At 74.6% G+C, this 24,629-nt stretch carries 17 protein-coding genes; 8 read left to right on the top strand and 9 right to left on the bottom strand.

Features of this window, described 5'->3' with window-relative positions; translation table 11 throughout:
* The first annotated feature begins 12 nt into the window (after positions 1 to 12).
* From OKX07_RS12640 to OKX07_RS12625, 4 genes are read left to right on the top strand one after another with little or no spacing between them, the layout of a single operon-like run.
* The gene (locus tag OKX07_RS12640) at positions 13 to 1,152 is read left to right on the top strand and encodes a DegT/DnrJ/EryC1/StrS family aminotransferase (RefSeq protein ID WP_265628416.1); all 1,140 of its coding nucleotides are present in this window, start codon (positions 13 to 15) and stop codon (positions 1,150 to 1,152) included.
* A 27-nt stretch (positions 1,153 to 1,179) separates the two neighbouring features.
* On the top strand, positions 1,180 to 2,109 hold the full coding sequence (locus tag OKX07_RS12635) for an NAD-dependent epimerase/dehydratase family protein (RefSeq protein ID WP_265628415.1): 930 nt from the start codon (positions 1,180 to 1,182) through the stop codon (positions 2,107 to 2,109).
* A complete protein-coding gene (locus tag OKX07_RS12630) occupies positions 2,109 to 2,564 on the top strand; it encodes an acyltransferase (protein WP_265628414.1) in 456 nt (151 codons plus the stop codon). Before OKX07_RS12635 ends, OKX07_RS12630 begins: the two co-directional genes overlap by 1 nt.
* Positions 2,561 to 3,748 carry a glycosyltransferase family 4 protein gene (locus tag OKX07_RS12625; protein ID WP_265628413.1) on the top strand — a complete coding sequence of 396 codons (1,188 nt, stop codon included), beginning with the start codon at positions 2,561 to 2,563 and terminating at the stop codon, positions 3,746 to 3,748. Before OKX07_RS12630 ends, OKX07_RS12625 begins: the two co-directional genes overlap by 4 nt.
* A 60-nt stretch (positions 3,749 to 3,808) precedes the next feature.
* Here the strand turns inward: OKX07_RS12625 and OKX07_RS12620 are convergent, their stop codons facing one another.
* Entirely contained in the window at positions 3,809 to 4,783 is a 975-nt protein-coding gene (locus OKX07_RS12620; protein ID WP_265628412.1) for a Gfo/Idh/MocA family protein, read from the bottom strand.
* Positions 4,780 to 5,880, bottom strand: a complete 1,101-nt coding sequence (locus tag OKX07_RS12615) for a DegT/DnrJ/EryC1/StrS family aminotransferase (protein WP_265628411.1) — start codon at positions 5,878 to 5,880, stop codon at positions 4,780 to 4,782. The genes OKX07_RS12620 and OKX07_RS12615 overlap by 4 nt, the downstream gene beginning before the upstream one ends.
* A 173-nt stretch (positions 5,881 to 6,053) precedes the next feature.
* Here OKX07_RS12615 and OKX07_RS12610 point away from each other — a divergent pair, with 173 nt between their 5' ends.
* Positions 6,054 to 6,710 (top strand): acyl-ACP--UDP-N- acetylglucosamine O-acyltransferase, encoded by a 657-nt coding sequence (locus tag OKX07_RS12610; RefSeq protein WP_322746781.1) that lies wholly within the window; start codon positions 6,054 to 6,056, stop codon positions 6,708 to 6,710.
* 26 nt (positions 6,711 to 6,736) lie between these two features.
* Positions 6,737 to 7,783: a lysylphosphatidylglycerol synthase transmembrane domain-containing protein gene (locus OKX07_RS12605; RefSeq protein WP_265628409.1), complete on the top strand. Its 1,047-nt coding sequence runs from the start codon at positions 6,737 to 6,739 to the stop codon at positions 7,781 to 7,783.
* A gap of 32 nt (positions 7,784 to 7,815) precedes the next feature.
* On the opposite strand, the gene OKX07_RS12600 is transcribed toward OKX07_RS12605, so the two are convergent.
* Complete coding sequence (locus OKX07_RS12600) at positions 7,816 to 8,943, bottom strand: glycosyltransferase family 4 protein (protein WP_265628408.1); 1,128 nt, start codon at positions 8,941 to 8,943, stop codon at positions 7,816 to 7,818.
* Positions 8,944 to 9,156: 213 nt separating this feature from the next.
* Between OKX07_RS12600 and OKX07_RS12595 the strand changes: the two genes are divergently transcribed.
* Positions 9,157 to 10,296 (top strand): glycosyltransferase family 4 protein, encoded by a 1,140-nt coding sequence (locus tag OKX07_RS12595; RefSeq protein ID WP_265628407.1) that lies wholly within the window; start codon positions 9,157 to 9,159, stop codon positions 10,294 to 10,296.
* A gap of 4 nt (positions 10,297 to 10,300) precedes the next feature.
* Here OKX07_RS12595 and OKX07_RS12590 read toward each other — a convergent pair whose 3' ends face one another.
* Both OKX07_RS12590 and OKX07_RS12585 read right to left on the bottom strand, forming a co-directional pair.
* Complete coding sequence (locus tag OKX07_RS12590; protein ID WP_265628406.1) at positions 10,301 to 13,063, bottom strand: N-acetylmuramoyl-L-alanine amidase; 2,763 nt, start codon at positions 13,061 to 13,063, stop codon at positions 10,301 to 10,303.
* A gap of 135 nt (positions 13,064 to 13,198) precedes the next feature.
* Positions 13,199 to 13,816 carry a dTDP-4-dehydrorhamnose 3,5-epimerase family protein gene (locus OKX07_RS12585; protein ID WP_265628405.1) on the bottom strand — a complete coding sequence of 206 codons (618 nt, stop codon included), beginning with the start codon at positions 13,814 to 13,816 and terminating at the stop codon, positions 13,199 to 13,201.
* A 94-nt stretch (positions 13,817 to 13,910) separates the two neighbouring features.
* Between OKX07_RS12585 and rfbD the strand changes: the two genes are divergently transcribed.
* On the top strand, positions 13,911 to 14,765 hold the full coding sequence (gene rfbD, locus OKX07_RS12580; RefSeq protein ID WP_265628404.1) for a dTDP-4-dehydrorhamnose reductase: 855 nt from the start codon (positions 13,911 to 13,913) through the stop codon (positions 14,763 to 14,765).
* Between the two features lie 136 nt (positions 14,766 to 14,901).
* Here the strand turns inward: rfbD and OKX07_RS12575 are convergent, their stop codons facing one another.
* The 4 genes from OKX07_RS12575 to OKX07_RS12560 form a co-directional block, all read right to left on the bottom strand.
* Positions 14,902 to 15,915, bottom strand: coding sequence for a hypothetical protein (locus tag OKX07_RS12575; protein ID WP_265628403.1), 1,014 nt, complete (start codon positions 15,913 to 15,915; stop codon positions 14,902 to 14,904).
* Between the two features lie 150 nt (positions 15,916 to 16,065).
* A complete protein-coding gene (locus tag OKX07_RS12570; protein ID WP_265628402.1) occupies positions 16,066 to 20,679 on the bottom strand; it encodes a rhamnan synthesis F family protein in 4,614 nt (1,537 codons plus the stop codon).
* The gene (locus tag OKX07_RS12565) at positions 20,676 to 21,671 is read right to left on the bottom strand and encodes an NAD-dependent epimerase/dehydratase family protein (RefSeq protein ID WP_265628401.1); all 996 of its coding nucleotides are present in this window, start codon (positions 21,669 to 21,671) and stop codon (positions 20,676 to 20,678) included. The genes OKX07_RS12570 and OKX07_RS12565 overlap by 4 nt, the downstream gene beginning before the upstream one ends.
* 50 nt (positions 21,672 to 21,721) lie before the next feature.
* Entirely contained in the window at positions 21,722 to 24,601 is a 2,880-nt protein-coding gene (locus OKX07_RS12560) for a DUF6044 family protein (RefSeq protein ID WP_265628400.1), read from the bottom strand.
* Positions 24,602 to 24,629 lie beyond the last annotated feature (28 nt).

Raw genomic sequence — 24,629 nt, 5'->3', positions numbered from 1 at the left:
CCTGGGAGAGGTATGTCTGACGTCGTCGCACTGGGCCAACCCACCGTCGGGGAAGAAGAGCTGCAGGCCGTCGCGGAGGTGTTCGCCTCGGGCTGGCTCTCCGGAGCAGGACCCTCGTGCCGGGCGTTCGAGGAGGAGTTCACCCACGTCGCCGGGACGCAGCACGCTCTGGCGACCTCCAACTGCGGCTCCGCGCTGCACCTCGGGCTCGAGGTGCTGGGGGTCCGGCCGGGCGACGAGGTCGTCGTCGGCGACTACACGTTCCCCGCCACGGGTCACTCCGTGCTCTGGTCCGGGGGCGTGCCGGTGTTCGCGGACGTCCGCCCCGACATCTGGAGCGCCGACCCGGCCGCCGTCGAGGCCGCGATCACCCCGCGCACCGTCGGGATCCTGGCCGTCGACGTGTTCGGTCAGCCCGCGGACTACGACGAGCTGCGCGCCATCGCCGACCGGCACGGGCTGTGGCTGATGGAGGACGCCGCGTGCTCGGCGGGCGCGACGTACCGGGGGCGTCCCGCCGGCTCGCTCGCGGACGTCGCGACGTTCTCGTTCCACGGCCGCAAGGGGATCACCGCGGGGGAGGGCGGCGCGTTCACCACCGACCGTGCCGACCTGGCGGCGCACGCCCGCAAGCTGCACACCTACGGGATCGAGCCCGCGCTGAGCCGCGAGGGGTCGGCGGACCTCCCGGTGCCGTCGTTCGACGAGGCCGGCTACAACTACCGGCTCTCCGACATCTCGGCCGCGATCATGCGCGTCCAGCTCCGCCGGCTGCCCGCGCTGCTGGCCGCGCGGCGCCGCGCCGCCGCCGGGTACGCCGAGCTGCTGGGCGACCTCCCGCTCGTCACGCTGCCGGTCGCGCTGCCCGACCGTGAGCACCCCTGGCAGTCCTACGTGCTGACGCTCGACGCCTCGCTCGACCGGGGCGCGGTCGCGGTCGCGCTGCGCGCCCGCGGCGTGCAGTGCAACTTCGGGACGTACGCGTCCCACCTGCAGCCGGTGTACGGCGGGGGCCAGCAGCTGCCCGTCTCGGCCGACCTCTTCCAGCGGCACCTCGCCGTCCCCATGCACGCCAACCTGACCGACGACCAGGTCGAGCGCGTCGCCGCCACCGTGCGCGACGTCGTCACCGACCCCGCACACCGCCGCTGAGCGCGGTGGCAACCGAGGAGCATCCACATGGCTGACAAGACCGTCTTCTTCACCGGCGGCGCCGGGTTCATCGGGCTGCACGTCGTGCCCATGCTCCTGGAGCAGGGGTACAAGGTCCGCATCTTCGACAACATGTTCCGGGGCGACCGGGATGCCGTGGCGCGCCTGGCGGCCACAGGTGACGTCGAGCTGATCGACCAGGACGTGCGGTACGGGGGCGCCGTCCACCAGGCGATGAAGGGCTGCAGCCACGTCATCCACTTCGCGGCGGTGTCGATCAACAAGAGCCAGTCCGACCCGTACGAGTCCATGGACATCAACATGATCGGCAACCACAACGTGTTCGCGGCCGCCGCCGACCACGGCGTGGAGCGGCTCGTCTTCGCGTCGAGCGCGTCGGTGTACGGGGACCCCGAGCGGCTGCCGATGCACGAGGACGACCGGCTCGCGCCGCTCACGCCCTACTGCATCTCCAAGCGCGCGGGCGAGGACCTGCTCGGGTTCTACCAGCGTCGCGCCGGCCTGTCGTGGATCGCGCTGCGGTACTTCAACGTCTACGGTCCCGGCCAGAAGACGACCGCGTACTACACGTCGGTCATCAACCACTTCGTCAACCGGCTGCGCCAGGGCGAGCCCCCCGTCATCGACGGCAAGGGTGAGCAGTCGATGGACTTCATCCACGTGCACGACATCGCGCGCGCCGCGGTCCTCGCCCTGACGTCGGAGCAGGCCAACGTGCCCGTCAACATCGGCACCGGCATCGACACGTCCATCGCGGACCTGGCGCGCATCCTCATCGACGCCGTGGGCGCGGACGTCGAGCCGATCTTCAACCCGCGCGACGTGCTCGTGTCGCGTCGTGCGGCCGACGTGCAGCGCGCGAAGGACGTCCTCGGCTTCGAGTCGTCCATCACGGTGCGCGACGGCATGACCGACCTCATCCGGAACGGCGGCTGATGACGGGCCGCACCCCCGGCGCCCTGCCGCCCAACCCGTACCACGAGCACGCCTGGATCGTCGGCGAGCCGACGATCGGCGAGGGCACCTGGATCGGCGCGTTCACCGTCATCGACGGCTCGGGCGGGCTGACGATCGGCGCCGGCTGCGACATCGCCGCAGGCGTGCAGGTGTACACGCACTCGAGCGCCCGCCGCTGCGTGTCCGGCAGGGCGTGGCCGACGGTCGAGCGCGCCCCCGTCACGATCGGCGACCGGGTCTTCCTCGGTGCCAACGCGGTGGTGAACATGGGCGTCACCATCGGGGACGAGGCGGTCGTGGCCGCCGGTGCGGTCGTCACGCGCGACGTCCCCGCGCGCACGGTCGTCGCGGGCGTGCCGGCGCGGGTCGTCGCCCGCGTCGAGCTCGGTGCACCGGGCACGCGGCCCGAGTTCGTCCCGGAGGGCGGCGCGTGAGGATCGTCGTCGTCAACAACTTCTACCCCCCGCGGGTGGGGGGCAGCTCGCACCTGTCGGACGCCCTCGCCCGCGCGTACGCCGCACGCGGCCACGACGTGCTCGTGGTCACCGCGGCGTACGGCGACGCACCGCCCGTCGAGCACCGCGACGGCCTCACGATCGTGCGGCTGCCGGCCGTCGCCCTGCCCGAGTCACGGTTCGCGGTGAGCTTCGACATCTCGTTCGCGACGCGCCCGAGCCTGTTCCGCCGGCTGTGGCGCCTGCTCGACAGGTTCGCGCCCGACGTGGTGCACCAGCACGGGCAGTTCTTCGACCTGACGTGGGCGACCGGGGCCTGGGCGCGGCACCGCGGGGTGCGGACGCTGCTCAGCGTGCACACCCGGCTGGAGAACCCGCAGGCGCACTACCACGGGGTGTTCCGCGGCCTGGACGCGCTCATGGTCTACCCCACGATGCGCGTCCACCGTCCCCACCTGGTCGTGATGGACGCCCTGATGGACGAGTACGTCAAGGCGCGCTACCGGGGGGCGACCGCCGGGCTCGAGTACATCCCGGTGGGCGTCGACGCCGACTGGACGGTCGGGGGTGACCGCGCGAGCGGCAGGGAGCGGCTGGGGCTCGACGACGCGACCCCGCTGGTGCTCTCGCTCGGCCACGTCATCCCGCTGCGGGACCGGGTCGCGCTCGTCGAGGCGCTGCCCGCGGTGCTCGAGAAGGTCCCCGACGTGCGGCTCGCGGTGGTGGGGCGCGTCTACTACGACGCCTTCGAGCGCCGGGCCGACGAGCTCGGTGTGCGCGAGCACGTGATGACCGTCGGGGCGGTGCCCAAGAGCGCGGTCCCCGACCTGCTCGCGGCGGCCGACGTCGAGTCCCACGAGCAGGGCATCGGCCTCGGCACGGCGACCCTGGAGGCGATGGCCGCCGGCGTCCCGGTCGTCGCGCCCGGGCGTGCCGACAACTTCCCGACCGTCCCGCTCGGCGACCGTGAGCACCTGTACGTCACGACGCCCGGGGACGTCGACGCGCTGGCCGCCGCCCTCGTCGAGGCGCTGACGGACCCGGAGCACGCGCGCCGGGTCGGGGCCGCGGCGCAGCAGGTGGTGCGCGAGAGCTTCGAGCTCGCGCACGTGGTCGACCAGCACCTCGAGGTGCTCGAGCGGCTCGCGGCGCGTCGACGCTGAGACGGCCGCGGCCCCGACCCGTGGGCGGGTCGGGGCCGCAGGCGGCTCAGCGCACCGACGTCACGCCGGGACGGCGGCCGCCGCCTCCTTGACCCGCGCGACGACCGAGTGCGACGGCAGGATCGAGTCGCGCTCGGCGTCCGCGTCGACCTCGCCGCGCACGAGGGCGACGAACCGGTCGAGCTGGGCCGCGAGCGGCTCCCGCGACGTCGTCATCTCGGGGATCTCGATGACCGTCTGCTGGCGGTACCCGCGGCCCTCGTCGGACGCCTCGGCGGCGACGTGGTGGTACACCGTCACGCCGCGCCGCAGCAGGTCGATCTCGACCATGCGGTCGAGCTCGTGGATCACGAGCTCGCGGACCTTCTTCTGCCCGACGCGGCTCGCCGACACCGACGCGACACCGCCCTGGGAGAACTTCAACGACGCCTGCACGACGTCCTCCGCGCCCGGGAGCGACGACGGGTGGAACTGCCCGACGACCGCCTCGACCTGGTCGACGTCCCCGGGCAGGAACTGCATGGCGAGGTCGACGTCGTGGACCAGGAGGTCCCACGCCACGCCGGTGCGGATGCGCGGGGCGTAGGGGGAGTGGCGCGTCGCGGTGACGTGCACCGGGGCCTGGACGATCGACCGCGCGGTGACGACGGCGGGGTTGTACCGCTCGAGCAGCCCGCACATCATCGGCACGCCGCGCTCTCGCGAGAGGTCGAGGACCGCGCGCGTCTCGTCCAGCGTCGGGGTCACCGGCTTCTCGACGAGGAGCGGCACACCGGCCTCGAGCACCTGCCGGGCCAGGGGGCCGTGCGCCTCGGTCGCCGCCGCGACGATCACGGCGTCGATCCCGTCGAGCGAGCCGAGCTCCGGGCGCCACGACGCGCCGAGGCGCTCCGCCAGGGCTGCGCCGATCTCGGCGCGCGGGTCGACGACGGTCACGAGGCGCGTGCCCTCGTTCTGCGACGTGACGCGTGCGTGCAGCGAGCCCATCGACCCGGCACCGACGAGCAGGACGGCGAGCGGCGCGGCCATGGTCATGCCCCCAGGATGCTGCGGACGGCGGTGACGATCGTGTCGACGTCCGCGTCGGTCACCTTCGGGTGGACCGGCAGGGAGACGACCTCGCGGACGATGCGCTCCGCGACCGGGACGTCCCCGACGCGCACGCGCGGGTGGTCGCGGTAGCAGTCGTAGTCGAAGACCAGGCGCGGGTAGTAGATGCCGTTGCCGATGCCGGCCTCGGTGAGGCGGGCCACGAACTCGTCGCGGTCGACGGGGGCGTCCGGCGTGAGCCGGACCGTGAACTGGTGCCAGACGTGTCCGCGCCCCGGCAGCTCGCGCGGCACGACGAGCCCGGGCACGTCGGCCAGGCCCGCGGCGAGCCGGGCGGCGTTCGCCCGGCGCCGCGCGACCGTCGCGGCGTAGCGGTCGAGCTGCGGCAGGACGACCGCGGCCTGCAGGTCCGTCAGGCGGTAGTTGTGGCCCGCGACCTCGTACTGGTACCGCGCCCGCATGCCCTGGTTGCGCAGCACGCGCAGCCGGTCCGCGAGCGTGTCGTCGTCGGTCGTGATGATGCCGCCCTCACCCGTGGTGAGGTTCTTGGTGCCGTAGAACGAGAAGCAGCCGACGCCGAAGCTGCCCGCGACGCGTCCCTCGAACGTGGCGCCGTGCGACTGCGCCGAGTCCTCGACGAGCGCGAGCCCGCGGCCGTCGGCGAGCGCGCGGAACGCGCCCGCGTCCACCGTCTGCCCGTACAGGTGCACCGGCATGAGCACGGCGGTGCGGTCGGTGACGGCGGCGGCCGCAGCTGTGACGTCCAGGTTGAAGTCGTCCTCGCCGATGTCCGCGAACGTCGCGGTCGCGCCGGCCTCGAGGATCGCGTTGAGGGTCGCGACGAACGTGAACGGCGTCGTCAGCACCTCGTCGCCCTCCTGCAGGTCCAGGACCTGCAGCGCGGCGACGAGCGCGGTGGTGCCGTTGTTGACGGCGACGGCGTGCCGCACACCCGTCAGCTCGGCGAAGCGGCGCTCGAACTCGGCGACGACGGGGCCCTGCGCGATCATGCCCGAGCGCAGGACCTTGAGGACCTCGGCCTCGACCGCAGGGCCGAGGTCGACGGAGGAGATGGGGATCACGGGGTTCCTCGTGCTGTGGGTGGGGCTGTCGACCGCGGACGACCGTACCAGCCGCAGAACCGCCGTCGAGGGGCCTTGCGGGCGTCCGGACGGGTTCTGGGTACGATCCCTTCGTGACGACGACGACACACGGCCGAAACACGATCCACCCATCGGCTGTGATAGGTGACGAGGTGGAGCTCGGTCAGGGCAACGTCATCGGCCCGTACGTCGTGATCCTCGGTCCCGTGCGGATCGGGGACGACAACTGGTTCGGCTCCGGTGCGACCATCGGCGCACCGCCGGAGGTGCGTGGCGTCGACCACCCCGCGCAGTGGCTGACGGGCGGCGGCGGCGGGGGCGTCGTCATCGGTGACCGCACCCTGGTGCGCGAGCAGGTCGTGATCCACCAGGGGTGGCAGTCGGTCACCGAGGTCGGGGACGACTGCTTCCTCATGAACCGCGCCTACGTCGCCCACGACTGCCGGCTCGCCGACGGCGTGACCCTCGCATCGGGCACGGCGCTCGGCGGCCACGTCGTCGTGGGCGCCCGGGCCGGCCTCGGCCTCGGTGCGCTCGTCCACCAGCGCAGGGTCGTCGGACCGGGCGCGATGGTGGGCATGGGTGCGGTCGTCAGCCGCGACGTCGCCCCCTACGCCAAGGTGTACGGCAACCCCGCACGCGTGCGCGGGGCGAACGTCGTGGGGATGCAGCGCCAGGGCGTGCCGGAGGAGGCGATCGCCGAGGTTGAGCGCGCCTATGCTCTGGGTCGCCCGCCGGAGCCGGAGCTGCTCGGCGTGCTGAGAGAGGTGTTCGCGAGGTGGGACGAGGCGCACGCGGTAGCACGCTGAGAGCGCAGGGACGAGAAGCGGATCCGATGACCACGACAGCGCGCCCCGAGCCCGCGGACGTCCCCCCCACGGGCGACCCCGCGGTGCCGCCGGCCTCGCGCCGTGCCGCCCTCATCACGACGGCCCGCTGGGCGCTCATCGTCCTGGTGCTGGTCGCCGCCGGCTGGCAGGTCGTCCGGCAGTGGACCGAGGTCCGCGAGGCCCTGGTCTCGGTCCACCCCCTGGCCGCCGTGCTGTCGTTCGTCTGCGTCATCCTGGGGCTCGTGGCCGGCACCATGAGCTGGCAGACCCTCCTGGACGACCTCGGCCCGCGCGTCGGGATCGCGCGCGGCGCGCAGATCTGCCTGGTGGGCCAGCTCGGGAAGTACGTGCCCGGGTCCGTCTGGGCGTACCTCCTGCAGATGGAGATCGGGCGGCGGCACGGTGTCGCACGCGCGCGGGTCTTCGCCACGAGCCTGTTCGCCGCCGGCGTCGGCGTCGTCGCGTCGCTGGTGCTGGGGCTCGCGGCCCTCCCGGTGCTCGCCGGGGAGCACCGCGAGCTGCTCTGGCTCTTCGCGCTGCTCCCCGTCGGCCTGGTGTGCCTGCACCCGCGGGTCATGACGTGGCTCGCGTCCGCGATCTTCCGGCTGCTCCGCAAGCCCCCGCTCGACCACACGCTGCGCGTCGGCGTGGTGGGTCGCTCCCTGGGCTGGGCCCTGCTGTCGTACCTGCTGTTCGGGGTGCACCTGTGGCTGCTGGCCAACTCGCTCGTCGACCCCGGCCCGGAGGCGCTCCTGCTGTGCGCCGGCGCGATCGCCCTCGGCTTCACGGCCGGGCTGTTCGCGGTGTTCCTGCCGTCGGGCGTCGGGGTCCGCGAGGCGGTCCTGGTCGCCGCGCTCGCCACGATGATGTCCGTCGGGTCGGCGACCGGGGTCGCGGTCGCGTCGCGGCTCGTCTTCACCGTCGGGGACCTCACCGTCGCCGGTCTCGCCGCGCTCACCGCGGTCGTGGCGCGGCGCCGGATGGCCGCCGCCGGGCTGCCCACCGACGTGCCCGACGAGCTGCGCCAGGGGACCGGGAGCGCCACCGCCTGACGCGCGGGCGGACCGGTCGGGCCCGGGGCGGGTCAGGCCCGGGGGCGCCGCCGCCCGGCGGCCGCCTGGCGGTACACCGCGGTGTGCGCGTCGGCGGACGCGTCCCAGGTGAACGCCGCGGCATGGGCGGCTCCTCGCCGCCCGAGGTCCGTCCCCGCCGCCAGCACCTCGCGCAGGCCCGCGGCCAGGGCGTCGACGTCGAGCGGGTCCACGAGCACCGCCGCGTCGCCCGCGACCTCGGCGCACGCGGTGCCAGCCGACGTCAGCACGGGGCAGCCGTGCGCCATCGCCTCGAGGACCGGCATGCCGAAGCCCTCCCGCAGGGAGGGGAACGCGAACGCGGTCGCCCCCGCGTAGAGCGCGTGCAGGTCCGCCGCGTCGAGCCTCCCCGTCAGGTGGACGCGGGCGCCGGGGGGCGCGGTGTCGGGCACGCGGACGTCGCCCCAGCCGGTCGGACCGACGAGGACCAGGTCGGGCGCCGGTGCGGGCAGGTCCGACCACGCGGCGACGAGCCGTCCCACGTTCTTGCGGGGCTCCAGGGTGCCCGCCCACAGCAGGTAGTCACGGTCGAGACCGAGCCGTGCGCGCACCTGCGCCACCTGGGCGGCGGCGACCTGCGGCACCCGCACGCCGTGCGGCACGACGTGCACGCGGTCGATGCCGACCCCGTGCTGCAGGAGGGCGTCGGCGGTCGCGCGGGACGGGACGACGACGGCGGCGGCCTGCTCGCGCGTCCGCGTGAGCGCGCGACGGAAGTACGCGTTGCCGCGCGGCGTGAAGTGCGTGGGGTCGTCCAGGAACGCCAGGTCGTGGACGGTCACGACGAGCGGACGCGCCGTGCCCGGCACCGCCCACGTCGGGGCGTGCACCACCTGCGCGCCACGCACGGCCCACTCGGCGCGGGGCAGGGTCGTGCGCTGCCACGCCTCGTAGAGCGCGGCCCGCGGCAGCGGGATCGCGCGCGTCGGCACGTCGGGGCGCACGTCGGCGGGTGGGGGAGACCGGTGGGCCGCGCGGACGCCGGTCACCCGGACGTCGTCACGACGCCCCAGGGCACGCGTGAGCTCGACGACGTAGGTCGCCGACCCACCGGGCACCGGCTGCCAGCACTGCTCGACGACCATGGCCACGTCGAGGACGTCCGCGCTGCTCACCGACACGGTGGACGAGCCTACGGCACGCCGAAGCGACCGGGACGGGGCAGCGCAGCCCGTAGGCTGGCGCGTCGGCGGAGGGTCGCCGCCGTGCGTGCGGCGGGCACCTGCCGGCAGGCGGTGGGTGTCCGGCGGGTATGCGGTGGGCCTGCGGTGGGCACGGATGCGCGACGGGTACGGGTGCGCTCTCGGGTACGGGTGAGAGGTCGGAGGCTGTCGGTGGCGGACGGACGTCGGGTGCGGGTCCTGGTCGACGCGACGGCGGTGCCGCCGGACCGGGGTGGCGTCGGACGCTACCTCGACGACCTGTTGCCGGAGCTCGCAGCCGCGGGCATCGACCTCGTCGTCGTCGCGCAGCAGCGCGACGTGGCGCAGCTGCGCGACCGGCTGGCCGGTGCGCGCGTGATCGCCGCTCCGGCGTCGGTGCGGTCCCGACCCGTGCGCCTGGTGTGGGAGCAGGTCGCCCTGCCGGTGCTGGCCCGTCGCGTCGGTGCGGACGTCGTCCACAGCCCGCACTACACGATGCCGCTGCTCACGCGTCGGCCCGTGGTGGTGACGCTGCACGATGCCACGTTCTTCAGCCACCCCGAGCTGCACTCCGCGCTCAAGGGCCGGTTCTTCCGCACCTGGATCCGCATCGCCGCGCGGCGGGCCGCCGTCCTGGTCGTGCCGTCGCAGGCGACGCGCCGCGAGGTGGCGCGCGTGACGTCCGCCGACGGCGACGCGATCGTCGTCGCGGCGCACGGTGTCGACGCCGAGGCGTTCCGCCAGGTCGACGCACCGGAGCGGGAGCGTGTGGCGCGCGTCCTCGGGCTGGAGGGGCGGCGCTGGGTGGCGTTCCTCGGCACGCTCGAGCCCCGCAAGAACGTCCCCGCGCTGGTGCGTGCCTGGGTGCGCGTGTGCGCGGGCACACCGGACCCCCCGGCGCTCGTGCTGGCCGGGGGACGCGGCTGGGACACCGAGGTCGACCCGGCGGTCGCCGCCGTCCCGGCGGGTCTGACCCTGCTGCGCCCGGGCTACCTCGCGTTCGATGACCTCGCGGGCTACCTGTCCGGCGCCGAGGTCGTGGCCTACCCGAGCAAGGGTGAGGGCTTCGGGCTGCCGGTGCTCGAGGCGATGGCCTGCGGCGCCGCGGTGCTGACGACGCGCGAGCTGTCCCTCGCGGAGGTCGGCGGCGACGCCGTCGCGTACTGCGACGTGGACGTCGATTCCATCGCGGACGCGCTCGGCGCGCTGCTGGCGGACGAGGACGAGCGCCACCGGCTCTCGCACGCGGCCCGCGAGCGGGCCGCGACCTTCACCTGGGCGGCGTCGGCGGCGCGGCACGCCGAGTCGTACCGGCGCGCCGCGCGGCGCTGACCCGTCAGGGGACCTGGACCACCCGGCAGTCCAGCAGGGTGTGGTCGTCGCCCCCGACGGTGTTGATCGCGAACGTGCACACCTGCCGTCGCCCGCTCGGTGCCGGGACCGTGGCAACGAGGCCGTGCCGGTCGCCCACGCCGCCGTACACCGCGCCGACGTCGGGCCGGGAGCGGTCCGCCACGACGGCGTGACCGACGCCGTCGACGTAGACGTGCACCGGCGCGGTCGCGCGGGGGGTGTCCGGGTCGAAGGCCCAGCCCCGCACGGTCACGGCGCCGCGCGCCACCGTCACGGAGTCGACCACGCCCAGGGGCCGTCGGTCGGGGACCACGACGGTGCGGCACTGCAGCAGCGTGTGGGGTCCGGCGGCGGCGGTGTTGATCGCGTAGACGCACAGCGCGTGCGGGCCGGGTCGGGCGGCGACCCGGTGGGAGAAGCCGCGGGCCGCACCCGACCCGTACGCCGCGGCGACGTCCGGCCGTGACCGGTCCGCCTGCAGCGCGACGCCGACCCCGTCCACGTACACGTGGACCTGCGTCGTCCGGTTCGGGGTGTCGGTGTCCAGGGTCCACCCGCCCAGCGTGAACCCGGTGTTGTCGGGGACGACCTGCTCGAGCACACCGATCGGTGCCACGTCTGGCACCACGACCGTCCGGCAGCCGAGCAGCGTGTGGTTGCCCTGCCCGGTGTTGATGCCGTGCACGCAGACGGCGTGGCTGCCCGGGGCGGCGTCCGCGGTGTGGCGGTACCCGGTGCGACCGTCGCGCTGGTATGCCGCGGCGACGTCCGGGCGTGACCGGTTCGCCGGCAGCGCCACCCCGACGCCGTCGATGTAGACGTGCACCTGCGTGGGCCCCGGGGTGTCGGGGTCGAACGTCCAGCCGGAGACCGTGATGGTCGAGTTGGTCGCGGTCAGGGCGTCGATCGCCCCGACCGGCGGGGTGCGGGGGACGGGTGTGCCGACGACGACGCGGCGGCAGTCGAGCAGCGTCGCGGGGCCGCTGCCCGCGTCGGTGCCGAAGGTGCACACCTCGTGCTCGCCGACCGGGAGCGCGCGCTCGTGCCGGAAGCCGTGGCGGTCGCCCTTGCCGTAGACGGCCGCGATGTCCGGCCGCGACAGGTCGGCCGCGACCGCGACCCCGACGCCGCCGATGTAGATGTGCGCCTGCGTCGAGGCGGACGAGTCGGGGTCGAGCGTCCACCCCGTCACCACGACCCCCGTGGCGCTGACCGCGACGGCGTCGACGACGCCGACGGGTGCCGCGTTGCGCACGGTCACGGTGCGGCACCCCAGCGACACGGTCGTGCCGTCGGCCACGTTGACGGCCGCGAGGCACACCGGCCAGCTGCCGGCGGCGACGGGCACCTCGAGCCGGAAGCCGTGGCGGTCCCCGAGTCCCGGGTAGACGGCGGCGACGTCGGGGCGGGACAGGTCCGCCAGGACGGTGCTCGGCACGCCGGCGGTCCAGACCTCGACCACGATGGGGTCGGGCGTCTGCGGGTCGAGCGCCCAGCCGGTGACCGTGAAGGACCCGGAGCCGGTGGTCACCGCGTCCCAGACCCCGCGGGGCGAGACGTCCACGGCAGCGTTGGCGAGCTCGGCGACGCGCGTGCGCAGGTAGGGCAGGAGGTTGTACAGGTTCTGACCGGGGCAGGACGTGGTCTGCGCGTCGCGGTGCCCGAAGATCGTCGACATCGAGACCACGGTCCCCGCCGGGAAGCGCGACGCACCGCCCCCCGACACCATGGAGATGTCGACACCCGCCCGGATGCCGTGGATCGAGAACTTCCAGGCGATGAGCGAGGCCAGCGCGTCCGCGAGCGGGTCCGGGACGCCGGCGGCACCGTACTCGCCGATGGCGGCGATGCCGAACGTCTGGCTGTTGAAGCCGCCGGTGTGGACACCCACGACGGAGGCGGTCACGCCGCCCGCGCGCCCCTCGAACAACCGGCCGAACTTGTCGACGAGGAAGTTGTAGCCGATGTCGCACCAGCCGCGACCGCCGTCCGACTCGGGGCGCGTGTGGTAGGCGTAGAAGCCGCGGATGATGGCCGGGACGTCCGCCGCCCCGTAGGAGTTGCTCGAGGCGCTGTGGTGCACCGCGGCGGCACGCACCGTGGTCGACAGGTCGGGCGAGCACGTGCGCAACGACTCGTCGGCACCCCAGCCGGCCCGGTCGATCATCGCCGGGGCGCCCGGCACGGGGACCGCGGAGACGGTCGTCGCGTCCGTCGTCCGGACGCCCGGGTCGACGAGCACGGCCTTGAGCCCCGTCACGGTGCCCTCGGCCGCGTCGGCGCGCAGCTGCAGCCCGTCCGCGCCGACCGCCACGATCGGGTCCGTGCCGTCACGGGCGTCGTCCAGGCCGGACTCGGCGCGGTCGTCGTCGGCCGCGACGTCCCCGCCCTCGGTCTGCTGCCAGTCCGTCCACTGCCCGTCGACGCGGACGCGGTAGTCGACGGTCACGCCCGTCGGACCGGCGTCCCAGGTGACGCCGAGCACCGAGAACGCGTCCGTGTCGAGCTCCTGCGTGAGGACGTCCGCCTCGACCGGAACGCTCAGCGCGCGGGACTGCTCGCCGCCGGCCTCGGCCGCCGGGGCCGTGCCCGTGAGGTCGAGCTCCTGCACGGACAGCGGTCGCGAGGCCTCGGCGGTCGTGCCGGCAGCCGCGTCGGACGCCTCGGGCGCTGCGGCGACTGCGGAGGCGGCGACGGGAACGCCCGCGGCGGGCACCAGCACACCGGCCAGGAGCGCGGCGGTCACGCGGAGCGCGACCCTGGGTCGGGATCCGCGCATGACGCCTCGTTCCGGTCGCAGGCCCGCCGCGCAGGCGCGCGGCGTCACTCCATCGTGACAGCCGGGACGGCCGCAGTCGGGATGGGGCGCCGGGACGGCGTGTCAGGCCCGCAGGCTGCGCACGTACTCCTCGACGACGTGGGCGTCGGGCAGGAGGCCGGCGTCGCGCGCCTCGGCGAGGCCGGGGGCCGCCGCGTCCTTGTCGGACAGCAGCGGGGTGAGCGGACGCCCGGCGCGGTCCGTCGTCGGCCACGCGATGCCGATCTCCGGGTCCAGCGGGTGGATCCCGTGCTCCCGGCCCGGTGCGTAGCCCGTCGAGCACAGGTACATCACCGTCGAGCCGTCCTCGAGGCTCACGAACGCGTGCCCCAGGCCCTCGGACAGGTAGATGGCGCGCCGGTCGACGTCGTCCAGCAGCACGGAGTCCCACTGGCCGAACGTCGGGGAGCCGACGCGGATGTCGACGACGACGTCGAGCACCGCACCCGTGGCGCACGTGACGTACTTGGCCTGTCCCGGGGGGACGTCCGCGAAGTGGATGCCGCGCAGCACCCCGGCGGCGGACACCGAGCAGTTCGCCTGCTGCAGGTCCAGACGGTGCCCCACGGCGTCCGCGAAGGCCTCGTCCTTGAACCACTCGAGGAAGACCCCACGGGGGTCCGGGAACTGCTTCGGCGTGATCTCCCAGGCGCCGGGCACCTGGAGCTCGCGGAACTGCACGGGGATCCTCCTGCGAATCGGTCGGTATCGCGCCCACCCTAACGGCGGGCGGTAGGCTCACGCCTCGGTGGGGACGGTCGAGAGTGGGAGAGTCGTGCGCTGGTTGGTCGCAGGGTCGTCGGGGATGCTCGCGCAGGACGTGGTCGACCTCCTGGTGTCGCGGGGCGACGACGTCACCGCCGTGGACCGTGAGGTCCTCGACATCACGGACCCCGCCGCGGTGGGGTCGGCGGTGGCGGGGCACGACGTGGTCGTGAACTGCGCGGCCTGGACGGCCGTCGACCCTGCCGAGGCGCAGGAGGCGGCGGCGTTCACCGTCAACGCCGTGGGTCCGCAGCACCTCGCGCGCGCGGCGCACCGCGCCGGCGCGCGCCTGGTCCAGATCTCGACGGACTACGTCTTCGACGGCCACGCGGACGTGCCGTACGGCGAGGACGACGCCGCGGCGCCGCGCTCCGCGTACGGCCGGACCAAGCTCGCCGGTGAGTGGGCCGTGCGCGCGGAGGCGCCCGACCACCTGATCGTGCGCACGGCCTGGCTCTACGGTGCCGGCGGTCCGTGCTTCCCCCGGACGATCGCCCGGGCGGCTGCCGAGCGCGGCGCCCTGCAGGTCGTGGACGACCAGCGCGGTCAGCCGACGTGGACGCGCGACCTCGCCGACCTGGTCGTGCGCCTCGTCGACGCCGGCGCGCCCAGCGGGACGTACCACGGCACGTCGTCGGGTGAGACGACCTGGTACGGGTTCGCGCGTGCGGTGGTCGAGGCCGCAGGCATGGACCCCGCGATCGTCGCGCCGACGACCAGCGAGGGCGCCGCGCGCCCCGCGCCCCGCCCCGCGTACTCCGTGCTCGGCCACGAGGCGCTCGTGCGTGCGGGCGTGGCCCCCGTGGGCGACTGGGCCGAGCGCTGGCGCGTGGCTGCGGACGAGGTGCTCGCCGGTCGACCCTGACCGGACGGGTCGACGCCGGGCGCAGGTCGACCCGGAGAGCGCAGATCGACCCTGATCGCGCTGCCGGAGCCCCCCGGACGCACCGTCGGGCGCGTCCGCGTGGTGCGGACGCGCCCGACGGCGGGGCTGGGCTGGGTCAGTTGGCGACGCGCAGGTAGTACGCGACACCCTCGTACGAGTAGCCCGGGATCCCCTTGACCGTCTCCACCTCGGAGGCGTTCGCGGTGTAGAAGTGCGTCCCGGACCGCGGCAGGAAGAAGCGGTGCATGGCCGTCAGGCCCGTGCCGGGGACGGCGGAGACGCGCCCCGCGACGCCGTCCAGCGAGTACTGCGGGTAGGTCAGGACCGCCGCGTACTCGGCGGGCGAGGACGTGTAGAAGTGCGTGCCGGCCGAGGCCAGGTAGAACCGGTTGAGGTTCTGCAGCGTCGTCGAGGTCGGCGACTCGTTCGGGCCCTTGATGTAGGCGATCAGACCCTCGTAGCGGTACTCGGGCATGCCGATGACGTTGTTCCGCTCGGCGGCCGACGTCGAGTAGAAGTGCGTCCCCGCGCTCGGCTTGTAGAACCGGTAGAGGGGGAGCTCACCGGCCTGCGCCGTGCTGTGGGGGTACTCGAGCACGAGGAGGTACGCGAACAGCCCGTAGGACGACTGCGCGATCGCGATGCCCGAGTCGGTGAGGTTCGCGTCGACCGCGTCGGCGTCGAGCGCCTCGGCGACCAGCTGGAGGAACGTGTCCATGTCGGAGGAGTTCTCCCACACGTACATGAGCTCCACGCCGCCGTTGGAGCCGGCGGGCACCTTCGACTCGACGTTCGGGTCGAGCTGCGGCTCGTAGGTGGAGGTCTGGCCGGCCAGCCAGTTGTAGGCCACGGTGTCCAGGTTGCCGTTGCGGACGACCGGGTTGGCGCCCCAGCCGAGGCGGCTGATGTTGAGGTTGCGGAACGTCGTCCACTCCGCGTCGGGCTGACCGAGGTGGGTGGCCTCGACGGCCGAGGACCGGACCGAGCCCTCGGCGGAGGGCCCGACCTCGGAGGTGAGCTTCTGGAGCGTGGGTGTCTCGGCGGCGACGGCGGTGGTGCCGGCGGCGCCACCGAGCCCGAGGGCGAGGGCGAGGACCAGGGCCGACCTGGTCAGGGTGCGAGAGCGCACGAAGTTCCTCCTACACAAGACGATGCACGCGGCACGGCGTGCGCGCGGCGTCCCACGATAGGGCGCGGGCGACCCTTCCCGTGCCCGTTCCGGTGAACGTCGTGACAACGGGCATCGCATTCACCGGAACGGACGTACCGAGCGCTGGTGTCAGCGGCTGACGCCAGGGACCGAGGTCTTGGCGAACCGGTAGCCGGACTGCTCGACGGCGAAGGGGATGATCCGCTCCAGGGCGTGCAGCATGGTCCCGTCGATCGGCAGCGGCTCGGCGGGGTACTCCTCCCACTGCAGCTGCGCGTCCAGGAGTGGCCGCAACGCGTCCGTGCGCGCCCAGAACATTCCCCCCATGGGGAAGTCCAGGTGGGTGGTCAGCGGCGTGGTCAGCCCGAGGCGCTTGGCGAGCCGTTCCCCCTCGTCGCGGTTGAGGTCCCAGTCGTTGAGGTGCGGGTCCTCCGGGGCCACGAGCCCGAGCCGCTCGTCCGCCGCGAACGCCGCGCAGACCGTGTCCATCATCCGTGCGCTCCCACCGACCAGGTTCTCCCACAGGAAGGTGCGCCACCGGTCGGCCACGTCCCCCGCGACGTGGGGGCTGCGCTTGCCGTGGACGTGCAGGACGAGGTCGTACCCGTCGAGCACGTCGTGCCCCAGCCCGGTGAACAGGGGTGCCAGGTCGCGGCCACGGTTCTCGACGACGTCGACCTGCCACCGCTCGGCCCCGGCCCGCTCGAGCCTGCGGCGCAGGTCGATCTCCTTGTGCTCGGACGTCGTGCTCAGCCGCAGGTCGACCTGCTGGGCGTTGCCGCCCATGCGCTCGAGCAGCTCGTCCACCAGCTCGGGGTAGTGGAAGTGCCCGTGCACGAGGACCCGCAGGTCGGTGGCCGCAGGGGAGGCGGACGGTCGGACGACCGGCAGCGCCCACGGGCCGTCCGGGCGTCCCCGGCGCAGGTAGTCGACGAACGGGTCGCCATCCCGCGCCTCGACGTAGTCGGGCGACTGCTCGGCGTACACGAGGGGGTGGAACCCCTCGGCCGGGCGGCGCACGAGCAGTCCGGTGCGGGGCCGCGCCCGTGGCGCCGTCAGCCGGGAGCGGTGGACGTACTCCTGCAGGAGCGCAAGGGGGTCGGCGTCGCGGCCGGCCCCGCCGTACAGGTGGGCGTCGAACGCACCCGACTCGACGAGTGCCGCCACGTCGCGCTGCTCCTGCTCGTGCGCGGCGCGGGCCTCGCCTCCGAGCTCGGCGAGGCGGGCGGTGTAGGCCGCCATGTCGAACGCGGGAGCCGCCGCCGCCCGCAGGCGGTCCCCGTAGGTCAGGCGCCCCTCGGCGTCGTCGGCGAGCCGGCGGATGGTGGCGGCGGCCGTCGCGGTGTCGAGGTGCGGCACGACGAGCTCCCGGAGCAGGTCGTCCTTGCCCAGCCACTCGGCGAAGCCGCTCGCACCGTCGAACGCGACGATCGGCGTGCCGGACAGCGCGGCGTCGATCGTCACGTTCGGCAGGGGGTCGAGGCGGGACGAGAGGAAGAACAGGTCGGCGCGCTCGTACAGCGGCGTGAGGTCCGACGTGGGGGCCAGGAACGACACGACGTCGTCGGCCCCGCTGCGCCGCACCTGCTCGTGCAGCTCGTCCACGTACCAGTTCAGCGACGGGTGGCGGTCGCCGATCCAGGCGAACCGCACCTCCCGCTCGCCCCCCGAGCGGCGCACCTGGTCGGCGGTCTGGACGAAGAACTCGACGCCCTTGCGGGGTGAGATCGTGCCGGCCCCGACGACGAGGACCGTCGAGGCGTCGAGGTCCGCGAGCAGGTCGGCCAGCGCGTGCTCCGGCAGCTCGGTCTCGACGCCGTCGGACCCGCGACGCATGGGCCGTGGGGCGCGGTCGGTGTCGCTGCCCGCGGGCAGCAGCGACTGCCCCTGCGGGATGACGTGATGGGGACGGGCGATCAGGTCGGCGTACTCGCGGCGCATGGAGTCGGCCACGATCGGCGCCGAGAAGACGACCTCGGACACCGTGGCGAACAACGCGCCCAGCACGCCCTCCGGGCGCATGCTCGAGGGGAACTCGTGCACCAGGGCCACGACCGGGACCCCGGTGGCCTCGAGCGCGGGGGCGAGCGGGTGGGTCGCGGCCGAGTTCGCCAGGGCCCACGTGGGTCCGAAGCGCTCGACCAGCTGCTCCGCGAGGATCTGCGCCTCCGCAGGGTGCCACGGGTCGGCCTCGACGAGCGTCACGGTCGCGGCGGCGGCACGCTCGATCTCTTGCGAGAGGTCCCCGCCCTGCAGGAGCACCACGACGACGTCGCGCTGCTCCGAGAAGGAGTTGAGGAGGTTCCAGCCCAGCACCGGCGCGCCCGTGCGGGTGGCCTCGTGCAGCAGGAGCAGCATGCGCTCGCGACCGGGGGCGAACCCGTTCTCCGTGATCCGGGCGGTGTCGAGGAGCGAGTGGCCGCGCCGCCCCTCCGCACGCCCGAACGCGGTGAAGTGCCGGCGGAGCTCGGCGTCGTCCAGGTGGCGCAGGTCGTCGTTGCGGCGGCGGTAGTAGGTCAGGTCCGGCTCGGGGACCGCGACGTCCGGCGCGTGCCCGGCGCCCGGGGCCACGACGGCCGGTCCGTCGACGTCCGTCGCGCGGCGCCGCCAGGTCCGCTCGGGCGCCGGTGCACCGCCCGGCACGCCTGCCCCGGACGCCGTGGGCGTCGTGCCGCCCCGACGGAGCTGCATGCGGCGGGCCATGGCGTGCCGCGTCCGTGCCGCACGTCCTCGCGCAGCCCGCAGCGGCCACGTCACTCGCCACGACAGGGTGTGGACGTAGGCGTCGAGCTCCGCCCTCAGGACGTCGGCGTCGCGCTGGGCGGACGCGAGCCGCTGCGCGCCGTCGGTCGCCTCCCGGCGCAGGACCTCGGCGTCCCGCTCGAGCCGCCCGAACGCGCTCGCGAGGCGTTCGCGCGCCTCGCCCGCGCGGCTGATCTCCGACCCGGCGAGCTCGGCGACCCCGCGGAGCCGGTCGAGCTCGCGGCCACGGGCCTCGATCTCCTCGCGGAGCTCGGTCTCGAGCGCCGGCGGGACGAGCGGCTCGACGGCGGGCGCCGGCGTGGGCGCCAGCGCCGCGTGCGACGGGGCGATGCGCAGGGCGACGTCCAGGGCGTCGTCGACCGGGACCCGCACGACCGTGCCCTGGACGACGGACTGGAAGGTGACCTCGAGGTCCCACCAGGACGTCAGGCGTGCCTCGTCGAGCACGAACCCGTGGGCCGCGGCGACCTCCCGGACGAGGTCCCCGACGGTCGGCGGCGGGCCTTCCGGGGGCGCCACGGGCCCGAGCGCGGCCAGGCTGTCGTACAGCGCACGGAACAGGACCCAGCCCAAGGTCGGCGGGACCAGGGCGCGCCACTCGAGGTCGATGAACCGCCCGGTCCCGCTCAGCAGGTTGCGCGGCAGCGCATCGACGAGGTGACCCGGCACCTCGGCGTCGAGATCGGTCGACCCCGCGGGCAGGCCGGCGTACGTCCGGATCGCGTCGAGCCAGGGCCCGAACCACTCCACGACCGCGGCGGACGTCCAGCCGGGCCGCGCGAGCCGGTCGGCGAGCTCGGCGGTCCACGGGGGGACGGGCGCGTACGGCTCGTCCTCGCACACGAGCTGCACGTCACGGACGGTGTCCCGCAGGTCGGGCTCGGCACGGCGGCGCAGGACGTCGACGCGGCCGTCGCCGGCGACGAACTCGGTGACCTTGCGGAACTCCGGCCGGCGCGCGCCCGAGCCGTAGTACCAGGCGAGCGTCGACGGCTCGGGGAGCGCTGCCACGGAGGCGCGGACGAGGAACGAGTTCGACAGGTCCGGCACCAGGTCGTTGCGGTGCACGGGGCCCCAGGCGCGGCGCAGGTCGAACGAGGTCGTCTCCGGCTCCTGGTGGTCCCCGCCGCCCGTGGCGACGAGCAGGGGGGTGGCGTCGAACCCCGACGCCGGGTCGAGCGCGCGCTCGGTGACGACCGTGGTCGGCAGCTTGTAGTCGGGGAACGGGAACAGCCAGCGCTGCTCCACGAGACCCGCGCCGCGCAGCCGCGCCCCCAGCTCCTGCCGACCGAACGTCACGGCGGTCGCCGACCCGTACCGGTCCTCGACGCCCGCCATGGCCTGGCCCAGGTGGTCCTCGGGGAAGCCGGCGAAGTACTTCAGCCCGAGCTGGTTCTCGATCGCGACGACCAGCTCGCCGTCGGGCAGCAGGAGCCGTGCGACGTGCTCGAGCATGACGTCCACGGGATCCGTGTCCGTCGTCTCGAAGCCGAACATGCGGGCGTACTCCAGGACGCCGACCATGACCACCGTGGCGAACCGCGCCGGGTGGCCGAACCCCTGGACGGTGTCGGCGACCACCTGGACGTTCGGCAGGTCGCGGCAGCGGTCGGCCGCGATGGCCGCCCGACGCGGTGACCCCTCGACGGCCACGACGTCCAGGCCGTGCTCGCCGAGGACCCGCGTGATCGCGCCCGTCCCGGCGCCGAGCTCCAGCACCGGTCCGCGCAACGCGGGCAGCAGCGGGCGCACGAGGTTCCCGCGCTGGTGGCTGAGGTGGTACAGCGACGGCCAGTCGCGGATGCCCGCCTCGAGCTCCCGGGACCCGCTGCTGGTGTCCTTCGCGGACCGCACGACGTCGGCGACCCACGTCTCGTGCTCGTCGCCGTCGTTGTAGCCGAAGTCCGGGGCTCCCTGCGGCGACCACAGGGCGGTGCGGGCCGCGCGGCGGTACCCGAGGGCGGCGAGGTCGAACGTCACGAGGCGGTTCCCACCGTCGGACCGGGGAGTACCGGCGTCGCTGATGCGTCACCGCCCCCGGAGGCGGTCCGGTCGGCGACGACGGAGGCCCACGTCCCGCGGATGCCGTCGTCCAGCGAGGTCCCGGCCACCCAGCCCAGGGTCCGGGTCGCCTGCGCGCAGTCCAACCAGGTGGTGCGGCCGTCGAAGTCACGTACGGGGTGGTGCCGGACGTTGACCACGTCGGCGCCGACGACATCGCTGATCACGTCCAGCAGCGTACCCAGGCTGGTGGGCCGGCCCGAACCGACGTTGAGGACGTGGGGGGCGGGGTCCGTGACCTCGACCGCGCGCACCACCGCCTCCGCGAGGTCGTCCACGTGGACGTAGTCGCGCGCCGCCCGGGGGTCACCGAAGACGTGGAGCTCCTGACCCGCGGCCGCGGCGTGCAGCCAGTGGCTGATGACGCCCTGACCGGGCGCGACCGGCTGCCCCGGGCCGTAGGCGTTGGCCACCCGCAGGATCATCGAGCCCGGCGCAGCCCGCATCAGCTCCTGCTCGATGAGCAGCTTCGCGCGGCCGTAGGCGCACTCGGGGCCGACGGGGGAGGTCTCGGCGTACGGCGGCTCGACGCTCTGGTCGTACACCGTGCCGCCCGAGCTGAGCAGGACCGTCCGGGGGCGCGTCGGAGCCTGCGCCAGCAGGTCGAGGAAGCTCGTGAACGCCTCGATGTCCAGGGCGACGCGGCCCGGGTCGTGCTCGGCGATCATCGGGTTGATGCTGGAGGCGGCCCACACCACGTGGTCCGAGGCGAGGATGTCCTCGTCGACGCCCTGCGGCCCCGTGGCGGGACGCGAGCGGTCGAACGTGTGGACGACGTGGCCGCGCTGCTCCAGCGCCCGGCAGACGTGCGACCCGATGAATCCGCGCGCGCCGACGACGCTGACGTCCAGCGGCCGGGCACGACGCGCGGCTGCCGCGAGCGAAGACAGATACACCGGGGATGGCCTCATCGCAGGTTCGTCGGGGGTCGTCGCGTCTGCACGGCAGTCATCATGCCGCATCACCGCAGGGCCATGGGGAGGACATCGTCCGTCGACGCGTTGGTCACGTCCGATCCGTCCACCCGCCGCGCCCGTCGAGCGCGGGCCGCGCGACCTGCGACGACTGCCGCGCCGGCCACCAGCACCACCGCCGACAGGGCCGTCGCCAGGGCCCCGGCGCGCAGGCCCGGGGGCTCGTACACGAGCTCCACGCGGTGCGTGCCCGCGGTCAGCGGGACCGCCCACATCGCGTGGTCCGCCCCGACCGGGTCGACCGCACGGCCGTCGACCCGGGCGGTCCAGCCGGCGCGCCACGCGTCGGCGACGACCGCGTAGCCCGCTCCCGTCGACGACACCCGCAGCTCGACGGCGTCGCCGTCGTCGTGCACGACGCGGACGGTGGCGGTCGCGTCCGGGTCCGTCGGTCGCAGGTCGGCCCGGTCGTCGAGGAGCACGGTACCCGGGTCGAGCGCGCCCTCGGCGAGCAGCTCTACGCGCCGGTCCGGGTCGGTGACGACGCGTGCCCGTGACGCCCAGCGGAAGCGTGGCAGCGCCGTGGGCCGCTCGTAGACGGTCGCGTCGCCGGTGTGCACGACGACCAGGTCGTCGTCGGGGACGACCGCCGCGACCACCCACCGGGCCGCCGCGTCGACAGGCAGCACGAGGTCGACGGCCTCCAGCGCCTCCAGCCGCAGGCGGAACGGCCCGTCGGCGGTGGTGGTGGTCAACGCGATCCACTCGCTCGTCGGCTCGGCCGTCGCCGCGACCTGCGCCACCGTGGAGGACAGGACGTGCCCGGTCGCGTCGAGCAGGGACAGGCGCAGGCGCACCGTCGCCGACCCGTCCACCGGCGCGATCCCGGTGGGCAGGTCCACCCGCGCGCCGCGGACGTCGCCCGCGACCGGCGCCGTCGTCGCGCGCGCGCCGGCGGGCATCGTCGCGTACGTGCCGAACGCGCCGGTGGGGACCAGGTCGCCCGGGATCGTCGCGTCGGGCGCGTCGACCGCGAAGCGCGTGGCGGTGCGGTCCAGGACGGGGGAGCCGAGCGCTTCGGTGCTCATGGTCGAGTAGGTGTACGTCCGCATGGCGTCCGGGTCCGCGGCCTCGAGCAGGTCCCGCCAGGCCTCGGTGTGGAAGGCGTGGCCCGTCGTCGACCGCAGTTCGTACGCGCTGCTGCTGCCCGGGAGCATGGTGAACCCGGTGCTGGTGAAGCGGTACTGGCCGAGGTTCTCCGCCAGGAAGTCGTGCGTGGCCGTCGTGGGGTAGAACGACTCGACGGGCGACCGGGGCCACCACTCCACGGCGACGGAGGCGGCCTGGCCGGCCATGAGGACGGGCAGGACGAGCAGGGCGACGGTCGCGGCCCCGCGGCGACGCCGGGAGCGGGCCAGCAGGACGGCGGCGACGCCGACCGCGGCGAGGACGCCCCCCAGGACGAGCTGCGTCCGGACGTCCGCGACGTGCGCGCGGGGCGCGGTCCCGAGCGCGCGGTGGACCGCCACCGCCAGCCCGAGCACCACGGCGAGCCCCACGACCGCGGGCACGACGACGGTCGGTGGCACGCGCCGTCGGCCGCCGGGCAGCGCGGCGCCCTCGCGCGGGTCGTCGCCGGGCCCCGTCGCGTGCGCACGCGCGCGGAGTTGGTCGAAGCCGTACGCCGCCGCCACCGCGAGCAGCAGGCCGAGGATCACGCGCAGCCGCCCCACGTAGCTCGTGTCGAACCCCGGCAGCTCCTGGACCGGGCCCAGCAGCAGCCCGCCGTAGACGAGCGCCGTGCCGGTCGCGGCACCGACCACCGCGAAGACCAGCGGGTGCGTGACCGGGCGTCCGCGGCTGCGCAGGAACGCCGCGACGACGAGCACGAGCGTGGCGGCGCCGACGAACGAGAACCGCTCCACCGGGTTGCGGGACCCGCCCCAGAGCGGGGAGTCGACGTCGCCCAGCGCGCCCGGGGCGAACGCGGTCGCGAGCGCCGACCAGTCGAGGTGCATGCCGGGCGTCTGGGTGCGCCGGTCGAAGCTGATGGACCCGGCGGCGTTGACCACGAACGGCACCAGCTGCCAGGCCGCCAGACCGACCCCGAGCAGGGCCCCGGACACGCCGATCACCACGGAGGTGCACCAGTCGCGGGCGGTGGCGCGGGCGCGCCACAGCCGGACGGCGGCGTAGGCGACGCACGTGTACACGGCGTACACGACGATCGCGGGGAACCCGCCGAGCAGCATCGAGGCGAGGATCACGGCGATGAGGAGGGCGTCGCGCCGGCGCCGCTCGCCCACGACCCGGTCGACCGCCCACAGGAGCAGCGGGACGAGCGCCGCGACCCGGGTCTGCGGCCACCCGGTCCACGCGATCATGAAGCCGCTGGACACGAACGCGAGGGCGCCGACGGCCCGGGCCGCCGGGCTCAGCCCCAGGCGGCGCAGGAGCAGCGCCATGCCCGCGCACGCGACGACGATCTCGAGGAGCTTGACCGCGCCGGGTGCGTAGGTGTCCGGCAGCACGAGCCACGGCCACGCCATGGGGGAGAAGAACGAGGAGTCCGGCAGCGAGCCGAGCGGGCTCCCGCCGGCGACGTACGGGTTCCACCACAGGATGCGACCGCTCAGGAGGGTGTGCTTCAGCAGCAGCAGGCGCGGCGTGACCGAGTCGACCGTGTCGCCGGGCCACGGGTTGTCCACGGTGCCGTCCCCGTGGTCGTACGAGCTCCACGGCGCCAGCCCGGTGAGCAGGTCGGTCGCGACGAAGACGGCCCTGCCGATCAGGGCGGGGCCGATGCCGACCACGGTGAACGCGACCACCGCGCCCCAGGCCACCACGCTCGCGGACGACCAGCCGCGTGCCGTCGTGACGGCGGCACGCCCGCGCCGCCGTCCCGTCACGAGCAGCCGGCGGGTCACGTCGCGCGCACCACGCACGGCAGCACGC

It is taken from the genome of Cellulomonas sp. S1-8, assembly GCF_026184235.1.
In the GTDB taxonomy this organism is placed as follows: domain Bacteria; phylum Actinomycetota; class Actinomycetes; order Actinomycetales; family Cellulomonadaceae; genus Cellulomonas.
This window is presented reverse-complemented; position numbering and strand designations above follow the sequence as displayed.

Excerpts from the sequence above, each read along its gene's own strand:
- OKX07_RS12640 (WP_265628416.1), top strand. The coding sequence starts at position 13 with ATGTCTGACGTCGTCGCACTGGGCCAACCCACCGTCGGGGAAGAAGAG.
- OKX07_RS12635 (WP_265628415.1), top strand. The coding sequence starts at position 1,180 with ATGGCTGACAAGACCGTCTTCTTCACCGGCGGCGCCGGGTTCATCGGG.
- OKX07_RS12630 (WP_265628414.1), top strand. The coding sequence starts at position 2,109 with ATGACGGGCCGCACCCCCGGCGCCCTGCCGCCCAACCCGTACCACGAG.
- OKX07_RS12620 (WP_265628412.1), bottom strand. The coding sequence starts at position 4,783 with ATGACCATGGCCGCGCCGCTCGCCGTCCTGCTCGTCGGTGCCGGGTCG.
- OKX07_RS12605 (WP_265628409.1), top strand. The coding sequence starts at position 6,737 with ATGACCACGACAGCGCGCCCCGAGCCCGCGGACGTCCCCCCCACGGGC.
- OKX07_RS12565 (WP_265628401.1), bottom strand. The coding sequence starts at position 21,671 with ATGAGGCCATCCCCGGTGTATCTGTCTTCGCTCGCGGCAGCCGCGCGT.